Origin of the sequence: Luteolibacter flavescens, assembly GCF_025950085.1 — a bacterium.
Classification (GTDB): Bacteria; Verrucomicrobiota; Verrucomicrobiia; order Verrucomicrobiales; family Akkermansiaceae; genus Haloferula; species Haloferula flavescens.
Genome location: NZ_JAPDDS010000011.1, coordinates 1 through 26,945, shown reverse-complemented (window position 1 = coordinate 26,945; position 26,945 = coordinate 1). Strand labels below are relative to the sequence as shown.

The 26,945-nt window shown below is 63.3% G+C and carries 26 protein-coding genes; 12 read left to right on the top strand and 14 right to left on the bottom strand.

Translation table 11 applies throughout. The annotated features are described in order from the left end of the window. Positions 1-153: 153 nt before the first annotated feature. The 3 genes from OKA04_RS17740 (at position 154) to eno (ending at position 3,935) form a co-directional block, all read left to right on the top strand. Positions 154-1,866, top strand: coding sequence for a GreA/GreB family elongation factor (locus tag OKA04_RS17740; protein ID WP_264502539.1), 1,713 nt, complete (start codon positions 154-156; stop codon positions 1,864-1,866). A gap of 9 nt (positions 1,867-1,875) precedes the next feature. Beyond that, positions 1,876-2,550, top strand: a complete 675-nt coding sequence (locus OKA04_RS17735) for a hypothetical protein (protein ID WP_264502538.1) — start codon at positions 1,876-1,878, stop codon at positions 2,548-2,550. 89 nt (positions 2,551-2,639) lie between these two features. Beyond that, complete coding sequence (gene eno / locus OKA04_RS17730; RefSeq protein WP_264502537.1) at positions 2,640-3,935, top strand: phosphopyruvate hydratase; 1,296 nt, start codon at positions 2,640-2,642, stop codon at positions 3,933-3,935. Positions 3,936-4,043: 108 nt separating this feature from the next. Here the strand turns inward: eno and OKA04_RS17725 are convergent, their stop codons facing one another. Further along, positions 4,044-4,709, bottom strand: a complete 666-nt coding sequence (locus OKA04_RS17725; RefSeq protein ID WP_264502536.1) for a hypothetical protein — start codon at positions 4,707-4,709, stop codon at positions 4,044-4,046. A 123-nt stretch (positions 4,710-4,832) separates the two neighbouring features. Here OKA04_RS17725 and rsmD point away from each other — a divergent pair, with 123 nt between their 5' ends. Further along, on the top strand, positions 4,833-5,381 hold the full coding sequence (rsmD, locus tag OKA04_RS17720; RefSeq protein WP_264502535.1) for a 16S rRNA (guanine(966)-N(2))-methyltransferase RsmD: 549 nt from the start codon (positions 4,833-4,835) through the stop codon (positions 5,379-5,381). Between the two features lie 29 nt (positions 5,382-5,410). Here rsmD and OKA04_RS17715 read toward each other — a convergent pair whose 3' ends face one another. Genes OKA04_RS17715 through OKA04_RS17705 form a run of 3 tightly spaced genes read right to left on the bottom strand, consistent with a single transcriptional unit; the run spans position 5,411 to position 7,666 of the window. Next, positions 5,411-5,539, bottom strand: a complete 129-nt coding sequence (locus OKA04_RS17715; RefSeq protein WP_264502534.1) for a hypothetical protein — start codon at positions 5,537-5,539, stop codon at positions 5,411-5,413. A 1-nt stretch (position 5,540) separates the two neighbouring features. Continuing rightward, positions 5,541-7,403: a ferrous iron transporter B gene (gene feoB / locus OKA04_RS17710; protein ID WP_264502533.1), complete on the bottom strand. Its 1,863-nt coding sequence runs from the start codon at positions 7,401-7,403 to the stop codon at positions 5,541-5,543. Between the two features lie 11 nt (positions 7,404-7,414). Then, positions 7,415-7,666: a FeoA domain-containing protein gene (locus OKA04_RS17705; protein WP_264502532.1), complete on the bottom strand. Its 252-nt coding sequence runs from the start codon at positions 7,664-7,666 to the stop codon at positions 7,415-7,417. Between the two features lie 178 nt (positions 7,667-7,844). On the opposite strand from OKA04_RS17705, the gene OKA04_RS17700 reads away from it, so the two are divergent. After that, complete coding sequence (locus OKA04_RS17700) at positions 7,845-8,357, top strand: hypothetical protein (protein WP_264502531.1); 513 nt, start codon at positions 7,845-7,847, stop codon at positions 8,355-8,357. Positions 8,358-8,365: 8 nt separating this feature from the next. On the opposite strand, the gene uxaC is transcribed toward OKA04_RS17700, so the two are convergent. From uxaC to OKA04_RS17670, 6 genes are all read right to left on the bottom strand, one after another. Continuing rightward, positions 8,366-9,763, bottom strand: a complete 1,398-nt coding sequence (uxaC, locus tag OKA04_RS17695) for a glucuronate isomerase (RefSeq protein WP_264502530.1) — start codon at positions 9,761-9,763, stop codon at positions 8,366-8,368. An 80-nt stretch (positions 9,764-9,843) separates the two neighbouring features. After that, positions 9,844-10,299, bottom strand: a complete 456-nt coding sequence (locus tag OKA04_RS17690) for a molybdenum cofactor biosynthesis protein MoaE (RefSeq protein ID WP_264502529.1) — start codon at positions 10,297-10,299, stop codon at positions 9,844-9,846. A 3-nt stretch (positions 10,300-10,302) separates the two neighbouring features. Then, positions 10,303-11,121 (bottom strand): NTP transferase domain-containing protein, encoded by an 819-nt coding sequence (locus OKA04_RS24780; RefSeq protein WP_264502528.1) that lies wholly within the window; start codon positions 11,119-11,121, stop codon positions 10,303-10,305. Beyond that, entirely contained in the window at positions 11,118-11,594 is a 477-nt protein-coding gene (gene moaC / locus OKA04_RS17680; RefSeq protein WP_264502527.1) for a cyclic pyranopterin monophosphate synthase MoaC, read from the bottom strand. The genes OKA04_RS24780 and moaC overlap by 4 nt, the downstream gene beginning before the upstream one ends. Positions 11,595-11,614: 20 nt before the next feature. Continuing rightward, positions 11,615-12,778, bottom strand: a complete 1,164-nt coding sequence (locus tag OKA04_RS17675; RefSeq protein ID WP_264502526.1) for a molybdopterin molybdotransferase MoeA — start codon at positions 12,776-12,778, stop codon at positions 11,615-11,617. 46 nt (positions 12,779-12,824) lie between these two features. Continuing rightward, positions 12,825-13,271 carry a hypothetical protein gene (locus tag OKA04_RS17670; protein ID WP_264502525.1) on the bottom strand — a complete coding sequence of 149 codons (447 nt, stop codon included), beginning with the start codon at positions 13,269-13,271 and terminating at the stop codon, positions 12,825-12,827. 35 nt (positions 13,272-13,306) lie between these two features. Here OKA04_RS17670 and moaA point away from each other — a divergent pair, with 35 nt between their 5' ends. Then, positions 13,307-14,362 carry a GTP 3',8-cyclase MoaA gene (gene moaA / locus OKA04_RS17665; protein WP_264502524.1) on the top strand — a complete coding sequence of 352 codons (1,056 nt, stop codon included), beginning with the start codon at positions 13,307-13,309 and terminating at the stop codon, positions 14,360-14,362. 51 nt (positions 14,363-14,413) lie between these two features. Here the strand turns inward: moaA and OKA04_RS17660 are convergent, their stop codons facing one another. From OKA04_RS17660 to OKA04_RS17650, 3 genes are all read right to left on the bottom strand, one after another. Then, entirely contained in the window at positions 14,414-15,118 is a 705-nt protein-coding gene (locus tag OKA04_RS17660; protein WP_264502523.1) for an SDR family oxidoreductase, read from the bottom strand. 31 nt (positions 15,119-15,149) lie between these two features. After that, complete coding sequence (locus tag OKA04_RS17655) at positions 15,150-16,628, bottom strand: trypsin-like peptidase domain-containing protein (RefSeq protein ID WP_264502522.1); 1,479 nt, start codon at positions 16,626-16,628, stop codon at positions 15,150-15,152. Positions 16,629-16,696: 68 nt separating this feature from the next. Further along, a complete protein-coding gene (locus OKA04_RS17650) occupies positions 16,697-17,680 on the bottom strand; it encodes a thioredoxin domain-containing protein (protein ID WP_264502521.1) in 984 nt (327 codons plus the stop codon). 133 nt (positions 17,681-17,813) lie between these two features. Here OKA04_RS17650 and OKA04_RS17645 point away from each other — a divergent pair, with 133 nt between their 5' ends. The 5 genes from OKA04_RS17645 to rho all read left to right on the top strand — a co-directional run bounded on the left by OKA04_RS17645 (position 17,814) and on the right by rho (position 23,615). Next, positions 17,814-18,536, top strand: coding sequence for a hypothetical protein (locus OKA04_RS17645; RefSeq protein ID WP_264502520.1), 723 nt, complete (start codon positions 17,814-17,816; stop codon positions 18,534-18,536). A gap of 56 nt (positions 18,537-18,592) precedes the next feature. After that, a complete protein-coding gene (gene trpS / locus OKA04_RS17640) occupies positions 18,593-19,561 on the top strand; it encodes a tryptophan--tRNA ligase (RefSeq protein ID WP_264502519.1) in 969 nt (322 codons plus the stop codon). Between the two features lie 132 nt (positions 19,562-19,693). Next, positions 19,694-20,623, top strand: a complete 930-nt coding sequence (locus OKA04_RS17635) for an alpha/beta fold hydrolase (RefSeq protein WP_264502518.1) — start codon at positions 19,694-19,696, stop codon at positions 20,621-20,623. 319 nt (positions 20,624-20,942) lie between these two features. Beyond that, the gene (locus OKA04_RS17630) at positions 20,943-21,695 is read left to right on the top strand and encodes a YebC/PmpR family DNA-binding transcriptional regulator (RefSeq protein WP_264502517.1); all 753 of its coding nucleotides are present in this window, start codon (positions 20,943-20,945) and stop codon (positions 21,693-21,695) included. Between the two features lie 12 nt (positions 21,696-21,707). Then, positions 21,708-23,615 (top strand): transcription termination factor Rho, encoded by a 1,908-nt coding sequence (rho, locus tag OKA04_RS17625; RefSeq protein WP_264502516.1) that lies wholly within the window; start codon positions 21,708-21,710, stop codon positions 23,613-23,615. Here rho and OKA04_RS17620 read toward each other — a convergent pair. Further along, positions 23,593-24,357, bottom strand: coding sequence for an ABC transporter ATP-binding protein (locus OKA04_RS17620; protein WP_264502515.1), 765 nt, complete (start codon positions 24,355-24,357; stop codon positions 23,593-23,595). The two genes, rho and OKA04_RS17620, sit on opposite strands and share 23 nt — an antisense overlap. Positions 24,358-24,614: 257 nt before the next feature. Between OKA04_RS17620 and fusA the strand changes: the two genes are divergently transcribed. Further along, complete coding sequence (fusA, locus tag OKA04_RS17615; RefSeq protein WP_264502514.1) at positions 24,615-26,705, top strand: elongation factor G; 2,091 nt, start codon at positions 24,615-24,617, stop codon at positions 26,703-26,705. Positions 26,706-26,945 lie beyond the last annotated feature (240 nt).

Sequence of the window (26,945 nt, the reverse complement as noted above, 5' to 3'; positions counted from 1 at the left end):
ACAAACGGGTGCTGGTTCTCATTTTGCCCCGGCATGCATCCCGATTTGGAGAAACTGCTTGAAGCCGGAAGAATCAACCAAGCCGTTGCAAATCGACTCGATCAGCTCTCCCCCGGGCAATTTTGTCTTCATAAGGCCTGGGGCGCAGGGAAAGTGATCAGCTGGGACCTTCCGTCGAAAAAGGTCACGATCGACTTCGAGCAAAGCAGCGGCCAGACCATGGACCTCCAGTTCGCGATCCAGCGGACCGAACCGCTCGATCCGGGAGACTTTCGCGCGAAGAAGGTCGAGCAGCTTGAAGAGCTGCGCGCCCTTTCGAAGAGCGATCCCGTCGAGCTCGTGATCCACCTTCTCGCCAGCCATGGCGGCACCATGACCGTCGACGCCCTCGAAAAGGAGCTCTCCGGCGTCGTCATCCCTGCCGATGACTTCCGCAAGTGGTGGGAGGCCGCCAAGCGCTCCCTCCGCGAGAGCAAGCGCGTGGTCGTCCCGTCCCGCCGCACGGATCCGCTTTCGCTTCGCTCCGGCGATCTCAGTCCGGCCCAGGCACTGGTGTCCGACTTCGAGCAAGCCCGCGACCTGAAGTCGATGGCGAAGGCCTTGGAAGCGATCACCAGCGATCTCGCCCTTTTCAAGGCGGACACCGCGTCCCTCCAGCGCTTGCTTTCCGGCATCAATGAGACCGCGGCGAAAAACGTCCGCATCTCCCTCGGGCCTGCTCTCGAGCTGCTCTCGGCCCGCGATGAAATGGTGCGCGCCTTTGACGATATCGAGCTGCCTGCCGAATCGCTTCGTCTTTCCGACCTGCTCGCCTCCGAGGAGAATCGCCTCGCCGACGCACTCAATGGCCTCGCTTCCGCACGCCAGCGCGCGATTTACGAGGAATTCCCGGCCGCCTTCGGTGAACGCTGGGTCGATGTGCTCACCTACATCTTCGACAAGGTCGGCACCCGTGGCGTCGCCGAAATCGCGAAGCTCCTCGAGGAGCGCGGCGAGATGAAGCGCCTCTCCGAGTATCTGGTCTCCGCCTTGGCCCGCCGCTCGCTCGGCACCGATGCCCTCATCTGGGTCTGCCGCGAGCGCGACACCACCGCCTCCGGCATCTTCAGCAATGAAGTGGGTGCGTGCATCCTGAACCTGCTCGAAACCGACCACCTCAGCGACGGACCGCGCAAGACGACGCGCCTCCAGTCGATGCTCTCGGACGACAAGGTGCTGCTGAGCGACATCGTCGGTTCGATGGACGTGAACGAGGCCCGCAACTTCGGCCGCCGCCTGATGGAGTGCCCGGTTTTCAGCGACCTCGACCGCAAGAGCCTGATGGCCCGCGTGATCAAGGCCCGCCCGGAGACCGGCGAACTCGTCGCCGGCTACGGTGCGAAGAAGGAGCAGGACCTGCTCGTCTCCTGGCCCAGCCTCGAGAAGAAGAAGGAGGAGCTGGACGACATCATCCGGAACCGCATCCCGCAGAACACGAAGGACATCTCCATCGCCCGCGAATACGGCGACCTCCGCGAGAACTTCGAGTACAAGTCCGCGAAGGATCACCAGAAGTACCTCAACAACCGCAAGACCGAGCTCCAGCGCGACATTTCCCGCGCCCGCGGCACCGACTTCAAGGGGGCCGACGCCTCCGCGGTGAACATCGGCACCATCGTCAACCTCGTGGCGGAGGATGGCAAACAAATGACCTACACCGTGCTTGGCGCGTGGGATTCGAACCCCGAGAAGGCGGAACTCTCCTACCTGTCCGAGCTGGGTGCCGCCCTGCTCAACAAGAAACCGGGAGACGCCGTGCAGGTCCGCGACGAGCACGAGGTCACGCATTCCTACACCATCCAGTCGATCACCGCGGTGAATCCCTGAAAATTCGAAATGTGCCGAAGTCTCCTCATCTCTGTTCTCGCTGGCGCGATCTCCCTTTCGGGAGCATTCGCTGAAAGCGATGCCGAGAAGGAGATTTCGGAGGCCGAATCCCGGTTCTACGAAGCGAAGTCAAAGATCGATTCGGACTACAGGCGGGATTTTGCCGCGGCTCTTTCGAAAGGAGAGACGATCGAAGTTTACCTTCTGGATTTCGAGACGGAACCGACCCCATCGGATTTCCTCTATTGGGACACCCGATTGGAGGAAGATGAATTTCCGATCATTCCTTACGGCGCTAAATCGAAGATTCTAAAACGCGCGATTCTCACTGACGACCAGAAGCTGGACTTCCTTCCGAAGCTCCAGAAGGTGGTTGGAGTCCAAGGTGATGTTGGAGGTGGCGCCTTCTGCCACATGCCGATACATGGAGTGAGAATCACTGCTGGGGAGAAGATCATCTTCCAATCGAGCTTCTGTTGGAAATGCGGGAATTTCGCATTCGGATATCCGGATCGTGCTGCGTGGATTGAGATCCACGGAAAGGAAATCGCCGAGGCTTTCAACAAGCTCATGCCGATTCCCCAGTCCGAGATCGACCGCTTCGACTCGAAATTCGGCAAGAAGTCTCCGGATGCAGCCAAAAAGCCCGGTCAAAACGACAAGGAGCTGGATCAACTTGAATAGTCCGTGAGCGGCAAGACGTGTCGAAGCCGCAACCTGACTGTAATTTCCAACGCCAGCTCCTCTCTCAACAATTCTCCAATTCTACTACCATGGAACATACCACCATCGTTGAAATCCGCGGCCGCGAGGTCATCGACTCCCGCGGTAATCCTACCGTCGAGGCCGACGTCATCCTCGAATGCGGTGTCGTTGGCCGCGCCGCCGTGCCCAGCGGTGCCTCGACCGGCGAGCACGAAGCCTGCGAACTCCGCGACGGCGACAAGTCCCGCTACCTCGGCAAGGGCGTCCTGAACGCCGTCGAAAACCTCAATGGCAAGCTGGCGCCCGCACTCTGCGGCATGATCGCCACCGACCAAGCCTCGATCGACGCCGCCATGATCGCGATCGACGGCACCAAGAACAAGTCGTCCATCGGTGCCAATGCCATCCTCGCGGTCTCGATGGCCGTGGCAAAGGCTGCCGCCCAGGCGACCGGCCTGCCGCTCTACAAGTACCTCGGCGGCCCGAACGCAAAGGTCCTGCCCGTGCCGATGATGAACATCATCAACGGCGGCGCGCACTCCGACGCTCCGATCGATTTCCAGGAATTCATGATCATGCCGGTCGGCGCTCCGACCTTCCGCGAAGGCCTGCGCTACGGTGCGGAGATCTTCCACGCGCTGAAGAAGGTGCTGCACGACCGCGGCCTCTCCACCGCCGTGGGTGACGAAGGTGGCTTCGCCCCGAACCTCGCCTCCGCGGACGACGCCCTCAGCGTCATCGCCCTGGCTGTCGAGAAGGCAGGCTACAAGCTCGGCGAGGACATCGCCATCGCGCTCGACGTCGCCTCCTCCGAGTTCTGGGATGCCAAGCAGAACGCCTACGTCTTCAAGAAGTCCGACAAGTCGGTGAAGAGCGCGGAAGAGCTCGTCGCCTACTACGCCGGCCTGCAGGCCAACTACCCGATCATCTCGATCGAGGACGGCTGCGCCGAGAACGACTGGGCAGGCTGGAAGATCCTCACCGACAAGCTCGGTGCGACCACCCAGCTCGTCGGCGACGACCTCTTCGTCACCAACGTCGAGTTCCTCTCGAAGGGTATCGCCACCGGCACCGCGAACTCGATCCTCGTGAAGGTGAACCAGATCGGCTCGCTCACCGAGACCTTTGACGCCGTGGAAATGGCCAAGGAAAACGCCTACACCGCCGTGCTCTCGCACCGCTCGGGCGAGACCGAGGACAACACCATCGCCGACATCGCCGTCGCGACGAATTGCGGCCAGATCAAGACCGGCTCCATGAGCCGCTCGGACCGTATTGCAAAGTACAACCAGCTCCTCCGCATCGAGGAAGAGCTGGGCAACGACGCCGTCTACGGCGTCGGCAAGCTGAAGGTCCTCCGCTAAGTTATTGGTCCGCACCCCGAGTGCGGATCAATCTTGCAGCCACTCCGCTTCTCAAGGCGGCCCGCATCCTGTGCGGGCCGCTTTTTGTTTACTGCGGGGATTGCCCGGTTACTCGAAGGAGAAGGTGAACATCACGTATTCGGTCATCGTGCTGGAGCCGCTCGTTTTCAGGACGAGGGCCGAGCCGTAGGGGATACTTCCCTTGAAGCCGGCGGTCCTGACGCGGACGGACGCCTTCGACTCGCCGCCAGCGAAGCTCACCGCTTCCTTGATCTTTTTCGCGGGGATGTAGGTGGCCACCTGCTCCTTTCCGGATAGCGGTTTTTGCAGTTCCGACAGCTCGCCCGAGGGATGGGCGAGGACCTGATGGTCGTAGGACACGACGGCCTCCATGCCGTGCTTCGTGGTCTGGAGCTGGACCTCCCGCTGGGTGCCCATCCAGGTTTCTCCGAATGCGTAGTGGGGGAAGTGGTTGTTGGCGAAGCCGGACACCATGCGCCCGCCCCGGACCATCGCCTTGTCCTGATGGATGCTCTCGCTCTTCGCGCCCCGGACCCTTGATGCTTCCTTGAAAGCGGCGACCGCTTCCTGCTGCGGCATCACCCCGGTCCGCATCCCGGAGTCCTTGCTCATGACGACCCGCTTGGTCTCAAGGGTGATCCAGGTCGCTTTCTCCAGATCCTGCTGGTTTGCCACCGTGAGCGGGACGGTGGAACTGCATGAGGCCAGAAGAATGCTGGATGCCGCAGAGATGAATAGAAGTCCGGTTTTCATGGAAGGGTTGGGTTTTGGGATCATCGGCTGCTATCAGAGCGGTCATTCGGAGGCAAGCTCCCGCCGTCGATGGGAACGACATGAGGGATTGCCCCCGCGCTTCCGGCTTGGCATGAAGCGCCCGTGCGCATCATCGCGGGAAAAGCAGGACGGCTGGCCATCAAGGTGCCGAAGGCAGTGGCAAGGCCGACGACCGACTTTGTCCGGCAGGCGGTTTTCTCCATCCTCGGCCCGCAGGTCGAGGGGACGACGGTGCTGGATCTCTTCGCGGGGTCGGGTGCGCTTGGATTGGAAGCGCTCAGCCGCGGTGCGGCTTCGTGCGTCTTTGTCGATGAGCATCGCCAGGCGGAGACCGTGATCCGCGAAAACCTGGCCAAGGCGCGACTCGAAGGCGGGCGCGTGGTGCGCTCCGACGTGCATGCCTGGGTCTCCCGCGACATCGGACGCTACGACCTGATCTTCGCCGATCCGCCGTATGCGAAGACCTCCCTCGACCGGGATCACCTCAAGGAGCTGCTTGCGAAACCTGCGCTTCTGGAACGCCTCGCCGACGGTGGCTACCTCATCGCGGAGTGCTCCACCTCCACCCGCAGTCCGGAAGGTCCCGGCTGGGTGCTGACCGAGCGGCGCGAGTATGGCAGCAGCGCCATCCTGCTCTATCAGGCCGCTTGAAAGGGGCGGGTTTCTCCCGGGCGAGCAGGTTACTTCCCGCAGCCGCAATTGCTGCCGCAGCCCTTCTTTTTCTTCCCGCCGCCGGTCGCCTTGCGAACGAGGAACAAGGTGGCCATCACCACGAGGGCCACGGCGGCCCATGTCTGCCAGTCGTCCATCTCAGAGGAATAGCTTGGTGACTTGGAAGACGATGAAGGCCGCCACCCAGGCAAAGCCGCTCATGAAGAGGAATTGCCCGGCGGCCCATTTCCACGATCCCGCTTCACGCGCGACGACTGCTGAAGTCGGCAAGCACTGCAAGGCGTAGATGTAGAAGACGAGCAATGCCAGCAGCGCGGGCAGGGTGAACATCTTGTCGCCATTCGGCCAGGTGGCGGCGCTGAGCGTGTTCTGGAGATTCGTCAGCGTCTCGTCCTCATCCTCCGACTCCTCGACATGGAAGAGCTGGGTCATGGAGGTGACGAAGACCTCTCGGGCAGCAAAGGAGGTGAGGATGGCGGTGCCGGTGCGGCCGTCGAAACCGAGCGGCTTCACCAGCGGCTCGACGACGTGGCTGATGCGGCCCATCGCGCTGTGAGCGAGCACTTCGGCGGGATCTTCCGAGTCGGTCTTCGGATACGTGCTCAGAGCCCAGAGGATGATGCAGATCGCGAGAATGATGGTGCCCGCATTCTTCAGGAAGGCACCCGCCCGACCGAGGACGTGGCGGAAGATGTAGCCCCACTGCGGCGCGCGGTAGGGAGGTAGCTCCAGCAGGAAGTGATTGGGCACCTTGTCCTCGCCCATGCGGCCGCGCAGCAGCCGCGCGACGATGAGCGCGGTGATCAGGCCGGTGAGGTAGATTCCGATGAAGATCAGCGTCTTCTGGACGCTGGTCATGTCCGTGAAGAGCAGCGGGACAAGAGTGAGGTAAACCGGGATACGCGCCGAACAGCTCATCCACGGCGCGACGAAGATCGTGGCCAGCCGCTCCTTCGGCGAGTCGATGGTGCGAGTCGCCATGACGCCGGGGATGGCGCAGGCAAACGAGCTGAGCACCGGGAGGAACGAGCGTCCGCTCAGGCGAAACTTCGCCATAATGCCATCCATCAGGTAGGCGGCGCGCGCCATGTAGCCGGAGCTTTCCAGCAGCCCGATGAGGAAGAAGAGCATGACGATCTGCGGCAGGAAGACGAGCACGCCGCCACCGATGCCATTGACCACGCCGTCCACGATCAGCGAGCGGAGATCACCTTCCGGCATCTTCGCGCTGACCCACTCGGCGACCACTTCCGTCCCGCCCTCGATCCATCCGATCGGGATGTCGGCGATCGCGAAGATCGTCCAGAAGAGGCAGAACATGATCGCGAGGAAAAATCCCCACCCGAAAATGGGATGGAGCAGCACCGCATCCACCCGGTCGGTGAGGGTCGCGCTGTAGGAGTCGCGGCGTCTTGCAGCGGTTTCGCAGATCCGCAGCACGCGCTTCTGTCGTTCTTCCGGAGTCCAGTCCGCCTTGGCGGGGACGGGGAAGGGGTGGCGCATCGCCTGTTTCAGATCCAGCAGGCCCTTGCCGGCATTCGCCTGCATCGGCACGACCGGCACGCCGAGTTCTTCGGAGAGCTTCTGGACGTCGATGCGGATGCCGGTGCTTTCGGCGACGTCCACCATGTTCAGCGCGACGACGACAGGCAGGCCGGTCTCGATGACTTCCAGCGTGAGCTGCAGGTGACGCTCCAGCGCCGATCCATCCACCACCGAGACGACGAGGTCGGGGCGCTCTTCGCCTTCCAACTCACCGAGCAGCACCTTGCGGGCGATCTGCTGGTCAGGGCTGCCCCCGTCGAGCGAGTAGCAGCCGGGCAGGTCCACCAGGCGCAGCTTCTTCCCGTGCGGGGTGAAGAATTCGCCGCTTTTCCGCTCCACCGTGACGCCGGCATAGTTGCCGACCTGTTGGTTCGAGCCGGTGAGGGCGTTGAAGATCGTGGTTTTCCCGGCATTGGGGTTGCCGGCGAGGGCGACGGTTTCGAGGGAACCGGACATCGGAGAAAAAATCAGGCGACGGCGACCATCACCTGGCTGGCCAGCTCACGGCTGAGGGCGAGACGGGTGCCACACACGGAGCAGATCAGATTGCGGCCGTCGGCCAGCTTGCGGACCTGGAGGGACTCGCAGAAGCCGAGCTTGCGGAGTTGATCGCAGGCCGGGCCTTTCAGGAGCTTGATCTGGAAGTCACAGCCCACCTTGGCCTGGCTCAGGCTGAGCAGGCTGTCGCTTTCCAGGTCCTGGGCCGTTGCGAGCGCCATCGGGGTTAGGATTCGGCAATTGAGATGGGTTTGCAACAGCATTTCCCGATTTTGTGGCGCTCCAATCGGCCTCATTGCGCAGCGTGCAATCGCGGAAATAACTCGTGCCCAATGACCCTTCCGGGCATCGTCCGTGAAGATCGGACTCACAAGATTTCAAAGAAAGCGCACCCACTGCATGGATGACCCACTCTCCGACTCCCAGATCGTCGTGGAAAAGCTGCCGTTCGGCCTGCGGCTGACGCTGCTATTCTTGCGGGTGCTAGCGTTCATGTTGCTGCTACCGATGGTCGGGGCCGGGCTGGCTACTTTGGCCATGCTGAGTGAAGGGGGGAAATCACCGGATGCTTTTCCAATTTCCTTGGTGCCCGGTGTGCTGGGAATGGGAGCTTTTCTCGTGTTGCTCGTCATGCTCTGCGGGACGGCGTGGCTTGAGGGGCATCTCAGGCAGAGCGATGTGCCTTTCTCCTCGTCATGGCTGGTTTCACAGCCCCTCCATCCGGCTCGCCAGTTGATCCTTCCGGTGGTCGGTTGCATCGCCGCCGCCGGTTATCTCGCCATCCTGCTTTGGCTCATCGGACTGCTATCGCCGGACCTGGAACTTGATTTCCGGTGGCCACTCACGTGGGGATGCGTGGCCATCGCTGCGACTTTCCTGCTGCGATGGCTGAAGGTGAAGCTGCCGGGGTAGGCGATTGCTCAGAAGCCGAAGTACCGGCTGGCATTCCCGCTGCACACGTCGGCGATGAGCTTCGAGAGCGCATCGAAGTCGTCCGGTAATTCGCCGCGGTCGGCCTCGGAACCGATCAGGTTGCAGAGGATGCGGCGGAAATACTCGTGGCGCGGGAAGGAGAGGAACGACCGCGAGTCGGTGAGCATGCCGACGAAGCGCGACAGGAGTCCGGTGGAAGAGAGGGCATTGAGCTGGAGCTCCATGCCGTCCTTCTGGTCGAGGAACCACCAGCCGCTGCCGAACTGGATCTTGCCCGCGACGCTGCCGTCCTGGAAGGCGCCGGTCATCGCGGCGAAGAGGTAATTGTCCCGCGGGTTGATATTGTAGAGAATCACCTGTGGCAGGCTGCCGCGCTCGGCGAGCGTGCCGAGATAGGTGATGAGGGCGGCCCCTTGGCGCTCGTCACCGATGGTGTCGAATCCGGCGTCCGGGCCGAGCCGTTCGAACATCCGCGGGTTCACGTTCCGGAAGGGTCCGAGGTGGAGCTGCTTCGTCCAGCCCTTCGCCGCATCCTGCTGGCCGAAGAAGACCATGAGGAAGAAGGTGAATTTCTCCTTTTCCTCCGCAGTCACCGGCAGGCCGCGGCGTGCCTTGTCAAAGATGATCGAGGCATCCGCGTCGTCGCAGGGCAGGGCGGGGCAGCGCTCCAGCCCGTGGTCGGAGAGGCGGCATCCGGCGGCGTGGAAATCATCGTGACGCTTCTGAAGGGCCTGCAGAAGGTCGGACACGTGATGGATGCCGGAGTCGGTGATTTCCTCCAGCTTCTCGATCCAGGCATTGAAGGCCTTCGGCTGATCGACCGCGAATGCCTTGTCGGGGCGGAAGGTGGGAAGCACCTTCGTCTTCAGGGTGCTGTTGGCGATGGCCTCGTGATGGTCGAGCGGGTCCGCGGGATCGTCAGTGGTGCCGACCATGGAGACGCGGAATTTGTCCAGGATGCCGTGGACACAGAAGTCAGGCTCGGCGAGGCGGGCATTTGCCTGCTCCCAGATCTCGTCCGCGGTGGCGGGGCTCAGCAGGGTCTCGATGCCGAAGTAGCGGCGCAGCTCGAGATGCGTCCAGTGGTGGATCGGATTCCGCAGCGTGTAGGGGACGGTCTCCGCCCATGCCTGGAATTTCTCGCGCGGTGAGGCGGACCCGGTGATGTATTCCTCGTCGATACCATTGGCGCGCAGCAGCCGCCACTTGTAGTGATCGCCGCCCAGCCAGATGTCGGCCAGGTTTTTCCAGCGGTGATTGGTCGCGATCTCCTTTGGCGAGAGATGGCAGTGGTAGTCGAAGATCGGCTGATCCTTCGCCACTTCATGGAACAAGCGGCGGGCGGTCGGCGAGTGGAGGAGGAACGATTCGTCGAGGTAGGCCATGGGTTCTTGGTAGGCCTGACGATGGCAGGAAGGAGCGTCGCGGCAAGCGGTTCCTTGCTGAAGTTGTCATACAAATGCCATCACCCGTGATGGTGATGCCCGTGGCGGTGGCCCGCCTCGTGGCAATGGTCGCAGCGGACCCAGCCGGAGGTGCCGTCGGCGAAGTGTTCCTTCTTCCAGATCGGCACGCGGAATTTCACCTCGTCGATGATGTAGCGGCAGGCATCGAAGGCGGCGTCGCGATGCGAGGACGAGACGCAGACGACCACGGCCAGCTCCCCGATGCCCAGCGCGCCCACCCGGTGCTGGCAGACGGCGTGGTGGATGCCGAAGCGCTCCTTCGCCTCCTCCAGGATGCGGGTGCCTTCCTTCTCGGCCAAACTACGATAGGCCTCGTACTCCAGCGCATGCACGGCGCGTCCCTGGTGATGATTCCGCACCCAGCCCTCGAAGGAGCAGAAGCCTCCCGCGGCGGGATCGAGGACGAGTTCGCGCAGCGCGCCGGGGTCGATGGGATCGGTGACGATGGCAAACATGGCTCAGCCTCCGGCTACAGGGGGGATGAAAACGATCTCGTCGCCATCGGAAATCGGGTCGTTCCACTCGCAGAAGTCGCCATTCCGGGCGGCGCGGAGGCTGCCGATTTCCAAGGGCAGGCGATGGCGGAAGCGAAGCTCCTCGTAGAGCCCGGCGGGCGTGCAGGCGAGCGTTTCCACCTTCTCCTCATCCAGTCCGCGCGACTCGCGGAGCTTGGCGAAGTAGAGCACCTGCACTGTCTTCGGCGTCACGCCGTGCCGGAGCTTCGCGAAGCACTCGTCGAGTTCCTGCGGCGTGTTCGCATTGTCGAGCGCCGCCGGGTGGGGGAGCTCAAGCACGAGGGGATCGAGCGATTCGAGGAAATGGCGGGCGCAGTATTCGCCCCGCGCCAACACTCCGGCTGCCTTCGAAATACCAGAAACCTCGTAGATGGCACAGAGCGGCTCCGGCCAGCCGTCGATGCGGTTTGCGAAGCAGGTCGCGTGACGAGCGGGATCGCGGTGCGTGAGGAGATGCGCCACGGTCGCCTCATCGAGCAGGAAGAGATCGCAGCCGAGCACCAGCACCGGACCATCCGGCTTGCAGTTGTGAATCGCGGCCAGCGCTGCGAGCGGGCCGCCTCCCGCGACCTCGTCGGTCACGACCGGGAGATCGAGCGGCGGCGCGGAGTCATTGCGCATCGAGAGGAAGACCTCGCCGCCGGTGAGGGTGGCGAGCCTTGCCAGCCAATCGATCTGGCGGACGCCGTCGGGCCGTTCGATGGTCGCCTTGTCGCGGCCCATGCGCTGGCTCTTGCCGCCGATGAGGATGAGGGTGGTCATGGGGATTCGGCCCGGTAGTCGCTTTTGCCTCCGGTCTTTTCCAGCAGGCGCACGCCGTGAATGACCATCGCGGGATCGAGCGCCTTGCACATGTCGTAGAAGGCGAGGGCGGCGACGCTCGCCCCGGTCAGCGCTTCCATCTCGATGCCGGTCTTGCCGGTAGTCTTGCAGGTGCAGCGGATGACGGCCTCGCGTCCTTCGAAGGCCACCTCGAACTTGCATGAGTCCAGCGGCAGCGGATGGCAGAGCGGGATCAGCGCGGAGGTCTGCTTTGCCCCCATCGTTCCGGCGAGGATCGCGGTCTGGAAAACGGGACCTTTTTTCGAAACGAAATCACGTCCGTCGAATTGCGCAGCCACCGTTTCGTTCACGGTGACGCGTGCCTCGGCGGTGGCGATGCGGACGGTGATTTCCTTGGCCGACACGTCCACCATCGCGGCCTGATTCTGTTCGTTGACGTGGGTGAGGGACACGGGCGGAGATGGGAAATTGATTATGGGAAACCGGGGAATGGGAAAAATTTGAACTCAGTTTGCGAGCTGGCGGGTGGAACCTCGATGATACCGCAGGCCCCTGCCACCGAAATGAAGTCGCCGGAATTTGACGGAGGAAGAGCCCGCAGCGTGCCATCCGGACCGCTCGCCACGGTCAGCAGCCATGAGAATTTCGGCAGGCATTTCAGAGCTTCGTTCATGCTCACTTTGGCGGGAATGAATTCCCTGCCTTCGAGTCGTGCGAGTGCTGGCAGGACGTGCCGGGTGAAGGTGGCGAGCACCGAGACGGGATTGCCCGGCAGCGCGAAGACGACCGGCGGTCCTTGCCAGAATGCCAGCGGCTTGCCCGGGCGCTGTTCGACGCCATGGAAGGCAGGCTTGCCCAGACGCTCCTCTAACAGGCCCCGGATGAAGTCCTTCTTTCCTTTCGAAATGCCTCCGCAGATCAGCAGGACATTGCACTCCGCGAGCGCGGCATCGAGCAGCCTTCCGCAAATCTCCGGATCATCCGGAGCGTGATCGTGGAAGGTTACGGAATTGCCGCGGCGGCGGAGCATGGCCTCCAGCATGGGGCCATTCGAGCGGCGGATTTCCCACGCCCGCGGGATGACATCGGGCGGTACTGCCTCGTCGCCGGTGGAGAGGATGGCGATGCGAGCCTGGCGGAAGACCTCGATCTGCCCGACGCCCACCGATGCCGCGACGGCGATCTCGACCGGGCCGATGCGCGAACTACCATCCACCAGCACGGCTCCCGTCGTGGCATCGCTGCCGGCCTCGTGGATGAACTGTCCTTTCTCGAAATCCCCGGCGGGCCTCCCATCTGCCAGATCCTCGTAGGGCACCACGGTGTCGCAGTCATCGGGAACGATGGCACCGGTCATGATTTCCCAAGCATGGCCCGGAGCCAGCGGCGCGGGTGGCGGGACACCGGCCGCATGTAATCCCGCAAGGGTGACCGGGCCTGTGGGGGGCAAGGAGCCCGCGGAGAAGGCGATGCCGTCCATCATCGCCCGGTGGTAGGGAGGGAAGGGCCGGTCGGCGACAAGAGGGGCGGCCAAGGTGCGGCTGAGCGCTGCGGCGAGATCCACCGCTTCCGTGCCGAGCGGACGCAGCGATGCCGTGAGGGCGTCGGCTTCGGCGAGCGTCAGGAGTCGGTCCACGCCGATGAGTTTCGCCAGCTACCCGCCGGTGTCCAGTCGCGGCGAGTCATTCATTCTTCCGTTGCCACTTTCGCCAGAGGAGGCCGCTGACTATGCCTGCGGCCAAACCGGGCCAGAGGGTCACGTCTCCGTTCCACAGCACCAGCTTCGCATAGAGCGTCAGCGCCAGCACGGCCCCGGCGATCGCCCGCGAAAACTTCCCCTCCAGCGTCAGCAGCGCATGAACGGCGAACCACGCGTGCCCGGAGACGGGAGGCTGGCCGGTCAGTGGTCGGGCGAGGCAGAGCAGCGCGACCACGAGATCGACCCCGAATGCCCGCTTGCCTCCGGGCATCGCCAGGCGCTCCGCGATGAATGCCCCGCCCAATGCCGCGGCAGGCGTGTAATACCAGAGCCGGTATTGCGCCGCCTCGCCATCGTGGAAAAGCACCGCATAGCCCGCCGTGGCCGCTGCACAGGTGGCGGCGAGGAGGGCGGGCGACAGGAGCTTCACGCTCCGCCATACGTTCCAAGGATGCCGTTCATTCGATGCCTGAGACCTTTTCATTTCCCGTGGCCGCCATCCGCGGCCATGGTAGCAGCGTGAGCTTGCCAGTGGATCAGTTCGGGCGCGGCATACGGGATCTGCGGATCTCGCTGACGGACCGTTGCAATTTCCGCTGCCGCTACTGCATGCCGGTGGAGGTCTTCGGCCCCGGCTATCGCTTCCTGCCGCGGGAGGACCTGCTGAGCTTCGAGGAGATCGTCAGGCTGACCTGCCTGCTCGTGCCGCTGGGTGTGGAGAAGGTCCGCCTCACCGGAGGCGAGCCGCTGCTTCGCCGGGGCATCGAGGATCTGGTGGCGATGTTGTCTTCCATCGATGGCGTGAAGGACATCGCCATCACCACGAATGGGGTGCTGCTCGCCCATCATGCCGAGCCGCTGGCACTGGCTGGCCTGAGCCGGGTGACGGTCAGCCTCGACGCGATCGATCCGGAAATCTTTGCCCGGATGAATGGCGTCGGTGCCAAGGTCGAGCGCGTGCTGGCGGGCATCAATGCGGCCCAAACCTACGGGCTGAAGGTGAAGGTGAATGCCGTCATCCAGCGCGGGGTGAACGAAGGCGAGGTGCTCCCGCTCGCCCGCTGGGCGAAGTCGCAGGGGGTCGATCTACGATACATCGAGTACATGGATGTCGGCGAGACCAATGGCTGGAAGCTGGCCGAGGTGGTGTCCGCCGAGGAATTGATTGGAGTGCTTTCCACCGAGTTCGACCTCGCGCCGCGTGATCCCGCCTACCGTGGCGAGGTGGCGGCGCACTGGCGGCATCGCGACGGGGCAGGGGAGATCGGCGTGATTTCCTCGGTCACGCGGCCGTTTTGCCGGGATTGCCAGCGGCTGCGGCTGTCGGCAGACGGGAAATTTTTCACCTGCCTCTTCGCAGCCGACGGTCACGATATTCGCGGCCTCTTGCGCAGCGAGGCCGCGGACGACGTCCTGCTGGCAGCGGTGCGGGGACTGTGGTCTGCAAGGATGGACCGTTACTCCGAGGAGCGCGGACTCGTGCCCCACCCAAAGGCCGAAATGAGCTACCTCGGCGGATAAAGCCCACCGCCCCGATCTCTGATTTCCGCCCTCTGACGTCCGTCCGATGGCCTACGCCTGCTGGTCGCTGCTGCGCATCAGGATGTCGCCGATCTCCACGTGGGTGGGTGCCTCGAGGATGGAGAGGATGGAATATGCCACGTCCTCCGGGCGGAGCATGGTCATGCTGTCGCGGGTCTTTCGCAGGGTATCCTCGCGTCCGCGGAAATACTGGTCGAGCAAGGGCGTGTCCACAAAGCCCGGCGAGACACAGGCGACCTGCACGGGAGAGCCTGCCGCTTTCAGTTCGTTCCGCAGCGCGTCCGTCACGGCCCGCACGGCGAATTTCGTCGGCGCGTAGAAGCCACCGGTCGGCGGCACGCGGTGTCCGCTCATGGAGGAAACATTCACGATGCGTCCGCCCTGCTTCGGGAAATGGCGGAGGGAAAGCTGGCAGCACAGGGTGAGCGCCATCACGTTCACGCGCCACATTTCCTCCCAGTCCGCGGGATTCCCGTCGGAGATGCGGGCGAGGTAGGCGATGCCCGCGCAGTTCACGAGCGCATTGATGCGGCCGAGGTGGTTGAAGACCTCCATCACCTCGTCACGCTTCGTCAGGTCCGCCTGGATGGGAGCAACGCCGGGCAGCAGAGCATTCGGCCGACGTGTCACCCCGAGCACCGAGGCTCCGCGCTCCAGCAGCAGCCCGCACAGCGCGCGGCCGATGCCGCTGGATGCTCCGGTGACGAGGACGATGGGGCCGTCTGGACTGCTCATGCCGGGATGCTTGGCCCGCTCGCGCCGCGGGTCAATTCGGGACCAGCACGGTGGCGGATGCGCCCTTTGCCCGGGAGATGATCTCGGTCGAATTCCCGACCTTGTCAGGGGTCGCTCCCTTCACGGAATCAGCGGCTTCCGGCGTGCCGGAGACGAAGTCGTGGAGGACGGATGCCTTCAGCGCGTAGCTCACATTGTCCGCCGACCGACCGTCGGAGGTGTGGTCCAGCCTCAGGGTGATGACGCCCACGGCCCATCCGCTTTCCGAGTCGATCAGCGGGCCGCCGGAGTTCCCCGGCTGCACCGGCACGGAGATCTGGTAGAAGGACTCGTCGTCCATCATCCCGGCGCGGCTGCTGACGCGGCCGTCGGTGTATTTCGGCTCCAGTCCCTGCATCACCGGATTCGGGAAGCCGATGGTGAAGACATTGTTGCCGAGGTCCATTTCCTTGGTGCCTTTGGAAATGGGCAGCCATGCGGGCGATTTCAGGTCGGCCTTCAGCAGGGCGAGGTCGTTCTTCGCATCGCGCGCGACCACGGTGGCCGGGATGACCTGGCCGCCGCTGATGCGGATGTCCACTTTTGCTGCATCGCGGACCACGTGGCGGTTCGTCACCAGCCAACCGTCGGGAGAGATGAAGAAGCTGGAGCCAAAGCTGCTGTATTTCACGAGCAGCTCGGCATTCTTGCTGAGCGCCTCGCCGGGCGACTCGCTCAGGAACTTCTGAAGGGCACCGGCCCGGGCTTCGGCAAACAACGGGTTTTCCTTGATGCGACGCTCGAAGATGGCGTTCCAGGTTTCGTAGAATTCAGCCTGTGTGCCGGGCTCGTTGCCCTTGATGTCGTCGGCGAAGAGCTTGTTGATCTCATCGTTCGTGGCGTCCACTTCCCGTTGGAATTCCTCCGCCGCGGTCAGGTCGCCATCGAAGTAGGTTCGGGCGATTTTCGCGATCTTCTCTTCGCGCTCCCTTTTGAAGCGGGCTGCGTCTTCCTTCTCGCGCTCTGCGACCTGGGCACGATTGGCTGCGATGGCAATCTCACGTTCCTGCGTCTCGCGTTCCCGCCGCTCGGCGTCTTTCAGGGCCAGCTCAGCCATCTTTTGCCGCGCCTGTTCCTGCACCGAGGGCTGGCTCACGGCGGTCTCCTTCTTGTCCTCGGCCTTCGAAGCAGCAAACCACAGTCCTACGCCGCCACCACCGAGCACGAGCACCGCGGCCGCAATGAGGGCGATCTCCTTTCCGGATCCGGACTTCACTGGCGCAGCCTGAGGCTGCGGGCGGGGATGGGCTCCCACCGGCGGGCGGCCTGCGGAGGGGCGATTTCCCACCGGTGGTGCTGCCGGAGTCGCCGCCACCGTGGCAATGCGCGCCTGCACGGTGGGCAGTGCCGCCTGGGGCGCATCGACATGGAAGGCCGAGGCGCACGCCGGGCAGGTCACGTCCACGCCGGTGGCGGGGACATCTGCGGAGAGGGACTGCTGGCACCCGGGGCATTCGAATTCCACATTCATCGTTGAGAGATCGCTGATGAACCGGAGTGCAGTGGAAGATATGCAAAAAGGCAAGTTTCCTGCTGAATCTAACGGGCATTTGCCGCGAGCGTGCCGAAGTCGTCACCAAAGCCCTCGAAGAGCCGGGGAAGGTCCGGCATGTCGGCGGCGGATCTGGCCGGTTGGCTCGAAATCACCTGCGAATCCCTTACCAGAAAGGCTCCCGGCATCTGCAGGCCATCCCCGGCGAGATGGCCCACGCCGCAACCGCGGAAGATGGCGACTGCACCCCGCAACCACACGCGAGGGCCGAATAGCTCGAGAAATCCGCCTTTCCCGAGGCCGAAGGCGCGGTAGAGCTCACATACCGGGTCTGCGATGCGGGCCACGCCGCTGCGGTCGCCCAGATAGTGCGCCTCGCTGCCTTTTTGAAGCATGTGGACGAGCACCAGCCGCGCATCGTGGCGATCTGCTTCCGCCTTCAGGTCGGTGAGCTGGGTGAGGATCTGGCGGGTGAAGGTGCAGCCGAAGTGGCGGAGGAAGACGAGCGCCACAGTCTGCTTTCCCGAGGCATCCGCGATGGTTTCCCCGGAGGAGAGCCGGTAGGCGGCGGACGCCTCCGGCACGGTCAGCGGGCGCTCGTGCGTCGGCGGTCGGCCCAGATTGGCCTGCACGGTGGACCACAGGATGGCCCCGAGCGGGAACCACCAGACGATGTCATCGAAGAAGGCGAGCCACAGGGATCTCGCCGGCAATTCATTGGCGAAGATCGATGCGGACAGCAGCACGATGACCAGCGTGGCCTTTGCAAATCCCAGCAGCACCAGCGGCCAGTGCCGCAGGGGATCGCGCGCGGCGATCATGAAGCCGATGCCAAAGAGCGCCGAGGTCATCCCCGCGGCGCGCCACAGCACGGGGTGATTTGGTCGTGGGATGCCCGCCCAATCGAAGCACAGATGCGGCCACGCCATCGCCCCGAGCGCGAAGAAAACATGATACACGCCCGCGAAGAACAGCAGGCGCGGCATCCAGGCCGGCACCCGGCAGCGCTGGCCGTGGCACTCGAAAGACATGGCACAGGCTAGCGGGAAATCCTTCCTCCGCAACAGGCGGATGGGTCGTGAGGTCGGTCCCGCCCTGCGGCAATTTCCCTTTGCCCGGGGCAGGGCGAAGATGCTATGCCCGGACAAGCCCCAAGAAACCCTCATGAGGAATTTTCTCTTCATTTCCACGGTCGTCCTGCCCTGTCTGGCCCTCTCGCCTGCCTCCGCGCAGGAAAAACGCACGTTTACCAGCAGCGACGGGAAGACGCTCGAAGCCGATCTGGTGAGTGCCACCGACAAGCAGGCGACGCTCAAGCGCACGTCGGACGGGAAGGAATTCGTGCTGCCGCTCGACCGGCTTTCCGAAGATGACCGGAAGTATGTGGCCGGGTGGCTGGCAAAGGAGGCGGAGAAGGTGGCAGCCAATGCAAAGGCGAATAGCCGCGCGGCGAGGGAGCTCGACCTCTCGGTGGAGGTGGACCGCTCGGAGAAGGTGAAAGTGCCCGAGGGAGAGTATCTTTCGAAGGATGACGTGCTCACCCTCTATCCCGGCGACAAGGTTCACCTTGAGTTCTCGGAATTTGGCAAGCCGTCCGTCGTGGCCGCGGTCTCGAAGCCCGATAGCACCGTGACCTTCGAACTCACGAATGCCGATGGCGTGACGACGCTGAACCGCACGACCGACATGCAACTGACGGTGGCGATGGACTGCGAGAACCGGCCTCTGGGGACGGAGGAATTCGGCCGCACCCACCTGCGCCCGACCGACAAGGGGCTGGCTGCCACCGATGCCTGGCAGGGCAAGGTGTGGACGCTGAAGCTCTCGAACTTCGAGGTCTCCCAGAAGTCGGCTGACGAAGTCTACAACGAGCGTGTGAGCAAATGAATGCTTGCCTGCGGTGACCTTGACCATCGCCGCCGGTCCTGTCCATCTTCCCGGCCATGCGCATTTTGACCGGGCTGCAACCCAGCGGAAAACTCCACGTCGGCAATTACTTCGGGGCGATGGACCCCGCCGTGCGGCTGCAGGAAGAGGGCGATGCCTTCTATTTCATCGCGAACTACCACGCGATGACGACGGTGAAGAATCCCGCCGACCTGCGCGGCTACACGCGCGAGCTGGCCGTGGATTTCCTCGCCTGCGGCCTCGATCCGGAGCGCGCCGTCTTCTTCCTCCAGAGCGCCGTGCCGGAGGTGAATGAGCTGGCGTGGATCCTCTCGACGGTGTGCCCGGTGAGCCAGTTGGAGAAGGCGCATTCCTACAAGGACAAGATCGCGCACGGCTTTTCGCCAAGCCACGGCCTCTTCGCCTATCCGGTGCTGATGGCCGCGGATATCCTGCTTTACGATTCGAACCAGGTGCCGGTGGGCAAGGACCAGAAGCAGCACCTGGAGATCACTCGCGACCTCGCCGGGAAGATCAACGAGGCCTATGGTGAAGGCACACTCGTGGTGCCGGAGCCGATCATCCGCGAATCGTCCGCGGTGGTGCCCGGTCTGGATGGCCAGAAGATGAGCAAGAGCTACGGCAACACGCTCCCGCTCTTCGCCGATCCGGCGGAGGTGAAAAAGCTCATCATGAAGAAGCTGGTGACGGACGCGACCCCTCTGGAAGATCCGAAGCCGAAGGAAAACTCCACGCTGCTCGCGCTCTATCGCCTGATGGCGAGCGACGAAGCCGTGGCCACCATGGAGGCCGACTATGACCGCGGCGGCATTGGTTACGGCGACTTCAAGAAGCGCCTGCTGGAAGCCTATCTCGAGCGCTTCGAGCCGATGCGTGCCCGTCGCGAGGAGTTGCTCGCGGATCCGGGCTACGTTGATGAAGTGCTCGCGAAGGGTGCGGAGAAAGCCCGTGCCGCGGCGGCTCCGGTCATCGACCGCGTGCGCCGTGCGGTGGGCCTGGCGTGATGCCGTCCCCGCGGGGCGGCTCATGCTCCCGGTGTTGCGAAGTAAGGGTTTCGCGTGAATTACTATGTATATAGTAATTCACGCGGTGCGGAAACAATTCCGCGGCAATCCCGTAGATGGAAGCTTCCCGGCATGAATTCCAGCGCCTCCTTCTCCCGCCTTTCCGCCTTGTCCCTTGCTTGCATCGCCAGCCTCGGGGCAGTGGCTGGCGCGGAGGATCAGCAGCTCTCTAACAAGCCAGCCGTGGTCGCCCATCAGGGCGATTTCCAATTCGAGTGCGCCCATGCCGGGCGCCCGATCCAGGTCTTCGGCCATCGTCCCGCAGCCTACAGCGGCGGACCGGTGCTCGTGCTTTTCCACGGGGCGAGCCGCGATGCCCGCGGGTATCGTGATGGAGCACGCAAGCTGGCGGACATGCTCGGGATGCTGCTCGTAGTTCCGGAGTTCGACCGCGAACGCTTCGACGTGGAGGCCTATCAGGAAGGCGGCGTCATGAAGGACGGGAAGGTGCTCCCACCCGCGGAGTGGACCTTCAGCTATCTCCAGTCTCTGCTCGACGAGGTCTTCCGCCGCGAAGGGAAGAAGCTTCCCTACTACCTCGCCGGTCACTCGGCCGGAGCGCAGTTTCTCGTGCGCATGGCGGCTTTCCATCCCACCGAGGCACGCCGGATGATCCTCGTTAATCCCGGCTCGCTGGTCTTTCCGACCCGTGATCAGCCCTATCCCTATGGTTTCGGCGGGCTGCCCGAGGCCATGTCGTCCGACGCCGCGATCCGGCGCTACGTGGAATCTCCAGTGGTCTTCTATCTCGGCACCGGGGACGTGACGAAAAAGCGCCTGACCACGGGAAAAGAAGCGATGAAACAAGGCGCGACCCGCATCGAGCGCGGCAGGAATTGCCACGAATCGGGTAGGGTGCTCGCAGGAAAGGAAGCGTGGTCTTTCCGCTGGGAATTGGCCCAGGCGGAGGGCTTGGAACATGCCTCCGCCCCCATGTGGGCCCACGCGAAATGCCGGCTGGCGATGCTGGGCGAGGAGAAGGAAGCCGGTGCTTCAGAGTGAAGAGGAGTGATCTTTTTGGAATTCAATCTCGCCCAGGTGGTTCTTTTTGAAAGAATTGCGTGATCCCGGATGAGCGGGGAGGGGGCGAAATTTTTGCTTTGCAAGCCGCCGGGGCGGGGTCATCTTCCCGCTGTCCGATGGACGTGGTGGCCGCGGGATTTGCAGCCGCCGCCGGGATTGAAAGCCTTGTCGCGAATGGTTTCGCACTGGACACGGCGTTTCCCAAGCCCGGTTTCTTCGTCCCTCCTTATCTCTTCTCGTACCCTAACAAGGGCTTGGCCGCATTGCGGCTGCATCCCTCGATTTTTCCAAGCGATCCATGGCTGGTCACAACAAGTGGTCCAAGGTCAAGCACATCAAGGCGCGCGTCGATGCCATCAAGGGCCGCGTCTTCAGCAAGTGCGCCCATGAGATCGCCCTCGCTGCCCGCGCCGGTGGTGGCGATGTCGGGATGAATCACCGGCTGCGCGCCGCCGTGGACAATGCCAAGGCGGTCTCGATGCCAAAGGATAACATCGACCGCGCGATCAAGAAGGGTCTCGGTGAACTCGGAGGCGAGGCCATCCAGGAAGTGAGCTACGAAGGCTACGGCCCGGAAGGCATCGCCTTCATCATCGAGGCTGCCACCGACAATCTCAACCGCACCGCGGCGGACATTCGCACGATTTTTTCAAAGAATGGCGGCAGCGTCGCCACTCCCGGCAGCGTCGCCTATCAATTCGACCGCAAGGGCGAGATCCGCGTCGCGGCGGATGGCGTAGGCGAGGACCAGATGATGGACGCCGCGATCATGGCCGGTGCGGACGACGTGCAGAGCGATGAATCCGAGCACGTCATTTACACATCTCCCACGGAACTTGCCGCGGTGGTCACGGGGCTTCGCCAGGCTGGCTTTGCCATCGTCTCCGAGAAGCTCGTGTCCGTCCCGCAGAATCCCTCGGTCGTCTCCGATCCAGACATCGCGCGTCACGTGATGAAGCTCTACGACCTGCTCGATGGCTATGACGCCACCCTGAATGTTTTCACCAATTTCGAGGTCGCCGACGACGTGCTCGCGGCGCTCGACGCCTAACAATTTTTCCGCATGAGCGAACACACGACTCAGGACACCGCCGGCTACGAACCGGCCTCGGAGGTGTCTCCCCCCGCAGCAGCGAAGCCCGCCAAGAAGGCGGCGAAGAAAGCAGCCGCGAAGAAAACCGCAGCCAAGAAGACGGCCGCCAAAAAGACCGCGGCGAAGAAGTCCGCGAAGACCGCCGAGGCCGATGCTTTCCAAGCGGTGCTGCCGCTCGATGAAGCGCCTGCCGCGAAGCCAAAGGCCGTGAAGACCGCGAAAAAGGCCGCCAAGAAAAAGGTCGCCGCGGTCGAGGAATCCTTCGCCATCGCTGAGCCTGCTCCCGCTGCCGCACCCGCGCCCGCCGCGGAAGAGAAGCCAGCCGCGCGGAAGAGAAGCTCGAAGGCTGCTCCGGCACCGGCTCCCGCAGCAGAGGCTGCTCCCGCGCCTGCCGAGGTATCGTATTCTCCTGCGGAAGCCTCTTCCTCCGACTCGAAGCCGGTCACATTCGGCCGCGTGCCGGGCGGTGGTCCGGTGCATCGCGAGGATCGCGAGCGGCAGCAGCAACAGCAGGGTCATCCTCAACAGCAGCAGCCTCGTCCGGAAGGCGGCGGTGATCGCTCCGATGCGAATCGCGAGCGTCGCAAGCGTCGCCGCAAGCGTCGTCGTGAGCGCGAACGCGAATCGCGCCAAGGCTCTCCGCAAGGAGGAGAGCAGGGCGAGCGTCCGCCTCAAGGCGAGCGCCAGCCTGCTGCTGAGAAGCAGAAGAAGCAGCATGCCGAGCCGGTCGAGCGTCCCCCTGCATTCAGCGGCCCGAGGGTCGAAGTGAATGGCATGCTGGAACTCGCGCCAAAGGGCTTCGGCTTCCTGCGCGTGCCGTCGAAGAATTTCGAACAGGCCCGCGACGACGTCTTTGTCTCGCCGGAAATGGTGCGCCGCCATGGTCTCCGTCCCGGCGTGTGGATCCACGGTATCGCCCAGGAGGGGTCACGCGGACAGCAGCTCGTCGAGCTCACCACCATCAATGATGTCTCGCCGGATGAAGCGAAGAAGTTCCCGTCCTTCGAGGAGCTGAAGGCGGTGAACCCGAGCAAGCGCATCTCTTTCGAGACCACGCCCGAGCGTTACACCACCCGCGTGCTGGATCTCATGGCACCGGTGGGTCGCGGTCAGCGCGGCCTGATTGTTTCCCCGCCGCGCTCCGGCAAGACGACGCTGCTGCTTCACATCGCCGAGGCGGTTCGTGAGCTGCACGACGAGACGCTGCACCTCATCGTGCTGCTCGTTGACGAGCGTCCGGAAGAAGTCACCGAATTCCGCCGCACGCTTCCCGGAGCCGAGATTTACGCGAGCTCGAATGACGAAGGCGCGCGCAGCCACTGCCGCATCGCCGAGATGTGCATCGAGCGTGCGAAGCGACTCGTGGAGGGTGGCAAGCATGTCTTCCTGCTGATGGACTCCATCACGCGCCTCGCCCGCGCCTACAATGGCAACTCGGGTGGCGGACGTGGCCGGGGAATTGGCAGCGGCGGCGTGACCGTCGGTGCGCTGGAAGTCCCGCGCCGCCTCTTCGCCGCAGCGCGCAATACCCGCGATGCCGGCTCGCTGACCATCCTCGCCACCGCATTGATCCAGACGAACAGCCGCGCGGACGAGGTCATCTTCCAGGAGTTCAAGGGCACTGGAAACATGGAGCTCGTCCTCGATCGCAAGATCGCGGAAAACTACATCTACCCGGCCGTCGATATCTTCAAATCCGGCACCCGCCGCGAGGAACTGCTGCTGCCAGAGCACATGCTCCAGAAGATCCACCTCATTCGCCGCGGCCTCTCCGGCCACCGTCCGGTCGAAGCGATGGAGCGACTGATCTACTTCCTGAAGAAATTCCCGAACAACCCGCAGATGCTTCTCGGCATCAAGGGGACTTCGGGGGAGTGACCGGCCCGCCCCGAGCGATCTTGATAAAGACGTCTTCCAGGTCATCTTCCTGGAAGTGCTTCGTGATCTCATCCGGCGTTCCCGCCGCGAGGATCTTTCCGGCGTGGAGGAATAGCACCCGGTCGCAGACTTCCTCGATGTCCCGCATGTTGTGGGACGTGTAGAGGATGGCCGGATGCCGCTCCCGCTGGACGTGGCGGACGAGCTTGCGGACCTTGTCGGCGATGTCCGGGTCGAGGGACGCGGTTGGTTCGTCCAGAAGTAGCAGCTCCGGGTCGTTGAGCAGGGCTTTCGCGAGGTTCACACGCGTGGATTCCCCGGCGCTGAGTTGGCCGGTGGCCTTTTCTGCGAGCTTGGAGATTTCGAGGAGGTCCAGGAGTTCTGCGACCTTCTGCTTGGGCTTCGGCACCGAGTAGAGACGGGCGAAGATTTCCAGGTTGTTCCGCACCTTCACGTTTCCTGGCAGGGTGGCGTAGGTGGTGCAGAAGTTCGCTCGCTGTAGGATCTCCATGCGGTTCTTCTGAAGGTCCATGCCGAATGCCCGGATGGCCCCGCCGGTCGGCGTGATGAGGCCGAGGATCATGTTCATCAGCGTCGTCTTGCCCGCGCCGTTGACGCCGAGCAATCCGACCGTCTCCCCGGCGCGGACCTGGAAGGAGACTCCATCCACGGCCGTGAAATTGTCGAACCGCTTGATCACTCCATCAACTTCCAGAATCACCTCGGACACGAGACGGAGCATCGGGCGATTTCCGGTCCCGTCGAGCCTGCAGACACGGGGTAAGAACCAGCAGGGGGTTCACCCGTGCTCTCCACAGATCCCGGAGCTGTGGTCAGGTCCAACCTGCCGGAATCGGCTGCGTAAATGGCGGATTTGTTACGCTCTCCCGGAAGAAAGCCCTCAAAATCCGTGAGTCCGGAGTTGCCATTCGCCCGCTTCCGACTATGGAAGTCGCCCCGGCGCATCCCGACGGCCCCAACCACATCACACTCAAGAGCATGAAGGACCTCACCAAATACCGCAACATAGGCATTTTCGCTCACGTGGATGCGGGCAAGACGACCACCACCGAGCGCATTCTGAAGCTCACCGGCAAGATCCACAAGATCGGTGAAGTGCACGACGGTGCTTCCACCATGGACTTCATGGAGCAGGAAGCCGAGCGCGGCATCACCATCCAGTCCGCCGCCACCACCTGCTTCTGGAAGGGCCACCAGTTCAACGTCATCGACACCCCGGGCCACGTTGACTTCACCATCGAAGTGTACCGCTCGCTGAAGGTTCTCGACGGCGGCATCGGCGTTTTCTGCGGATCCGGCGGTGTGGAGCCCCAGTCCGAGACGAACTGGCGCTACGCGAACGACTCGAAGGTTTCCCGCGTCATCTACGTCAACAAGCTCGACCGTATCGGAGCTGACTTCTACCGCGTCATCGCCCAGGTCCGCAAGGTCCTCGGTGCGGTCCCGCTCGTCATGGTGCTGCCGATCGGCACCGAGTCCGACTTCGTCGGCGTGGTCGATCTTCTCACCCGCAAGGCCTACATCTGGGACGACTCCGGCCAGCCGGAAAACTTCAAGATCGAAGACGTGCCCGCCGACATGGTGGACAAGGTCGAGGAATTCCGCGCCCAGCTCATCGAGACTGCCGTCGAGCAGGACGACGCGCTGATGGAAGCCTACCTCGAAGGCAACGAGCCTTCCATCGAGGACATCAAGAAGTGCATCCGCAAGGGTGCCATCGACATGGCGTTCTTCCCGACCTATTGCGGTTCCTCCTTCAAGAACAAGGGCCTGCAGCTCGTCCTCGACGCCGTGGTGGATTTCCTTCCGTCCCCGACCGAAGTGAAGCCTCTCCCGGAAGTTGATGCCGAAGGCAACGAGACCGGCGAATTCGCCGTCAGCGATCCGACCAAGCCGCTCCGCGCGCTGGCCTTCAAGATCATGGACGACAAGTTCGGCGCCCTGACCTTCACCCGTATCTACTCGGGCACCATCAAGAAGGGCGACACGATCCTCAACTCCTTCACCGGCAAGACCGAGCGCGTCAGCCGCATGGTGGAAATGCACGCCGACGACCGCAACGAAATCGACACCGCCCAGGCCGGTGACATCGTGGCGATCGTGGGTCTCAAGAACGTGCAGACCGGTCACACCCTCTGCGACGAGAAGAATCCCGCCACCCTCGAGCCGATGGTGTTCCCGGATCCCGTCATCTCCATCGCCGTCGCTCCGAAAGACAAGGCGAATGCCGAGAAGCTGGCCACCGCCATCGGCAAGATGGTTCAGGAAGACCCGTCCTTCCGCGTCGAGACCGACGAGGAGACCAATGAGATGATCCTCAAGGGCATGGGCGAGCTTCACCTCGACATCAAGATCGACATCCTCAAGCGCACCCACAAGGTGGAGGTCGTCGTCGGCGCCCCGCAGGTCGCCTACCGCGAAACCATCACCAAGCCCGTCTCGGACAGCTACACCCACAAGAAGCAGTCCGGTGGTTCCGGTCAGTACGCGAAGATCGACTACACCATCGAGCCCGGCGAACCCGGCACCGGCTTCATCTTCGAATCGAAGGTCGTCGGCGGCAGCATCCCGAAGGAATTCATCCCGGCCGTCGAAAAGGGCTTCAAGACCTCCGTCGACAAGGGACCTCTGGCCGGCTACCCGTGCTTGGACTTCAAGGTCATCCTCAACGAAGGTGGCTTCCACGCCGTTGACTCCAGCAACATCGCATTCGAAATCGCTGCCAAGGCTGCCTATCGCCAGACCATGCCGAAGGCCGCTCCGCAGATCCTCGAGCCGATGATGAAGCTCGATGTCTTCGCGCCGGAGGAGAAGGTGGGTGACGTGATCGGCGACCTCAACCGTCGCCGGGGCATGATCCAAGGCCAGGAGCCGACACCGGGCGGTGTCCGCGTGAAGGCCGAGGCACCGCTTTCCGCGATGTTCGGCTACATCGGTGACCTGCGCACCATGACCTCCGGTCGTGGCCAGTTCTCCATGGAGTTCAGCCACTACGCTCCTTGCCCGAAGAACGTCTCCGACGAGGTCATCAAGGCCGCCAAGGAGCGCGAAGAGGCGAAGCGCAAGTAATCTGCGACCTGACTTGTTTCCCAAGCCCCGCCATCCGCAAGGGTGGCGGGGCTTTTTCATGTGGCGTGAGGTAGGGTCTCTCCGAACGCAAAAGTGCCTCGGACAACGGGAAATCGTCCAAGGCACTGAAGTAAGAAACAAGTAAAGTAATCGGTTGTCCGACGTAAGCGTGGTCCGCAGCACCGTCCGTAGGTTCTTGGAGCTGGGCAATCGTCGGTGTCGGATATCCGACACCTATGG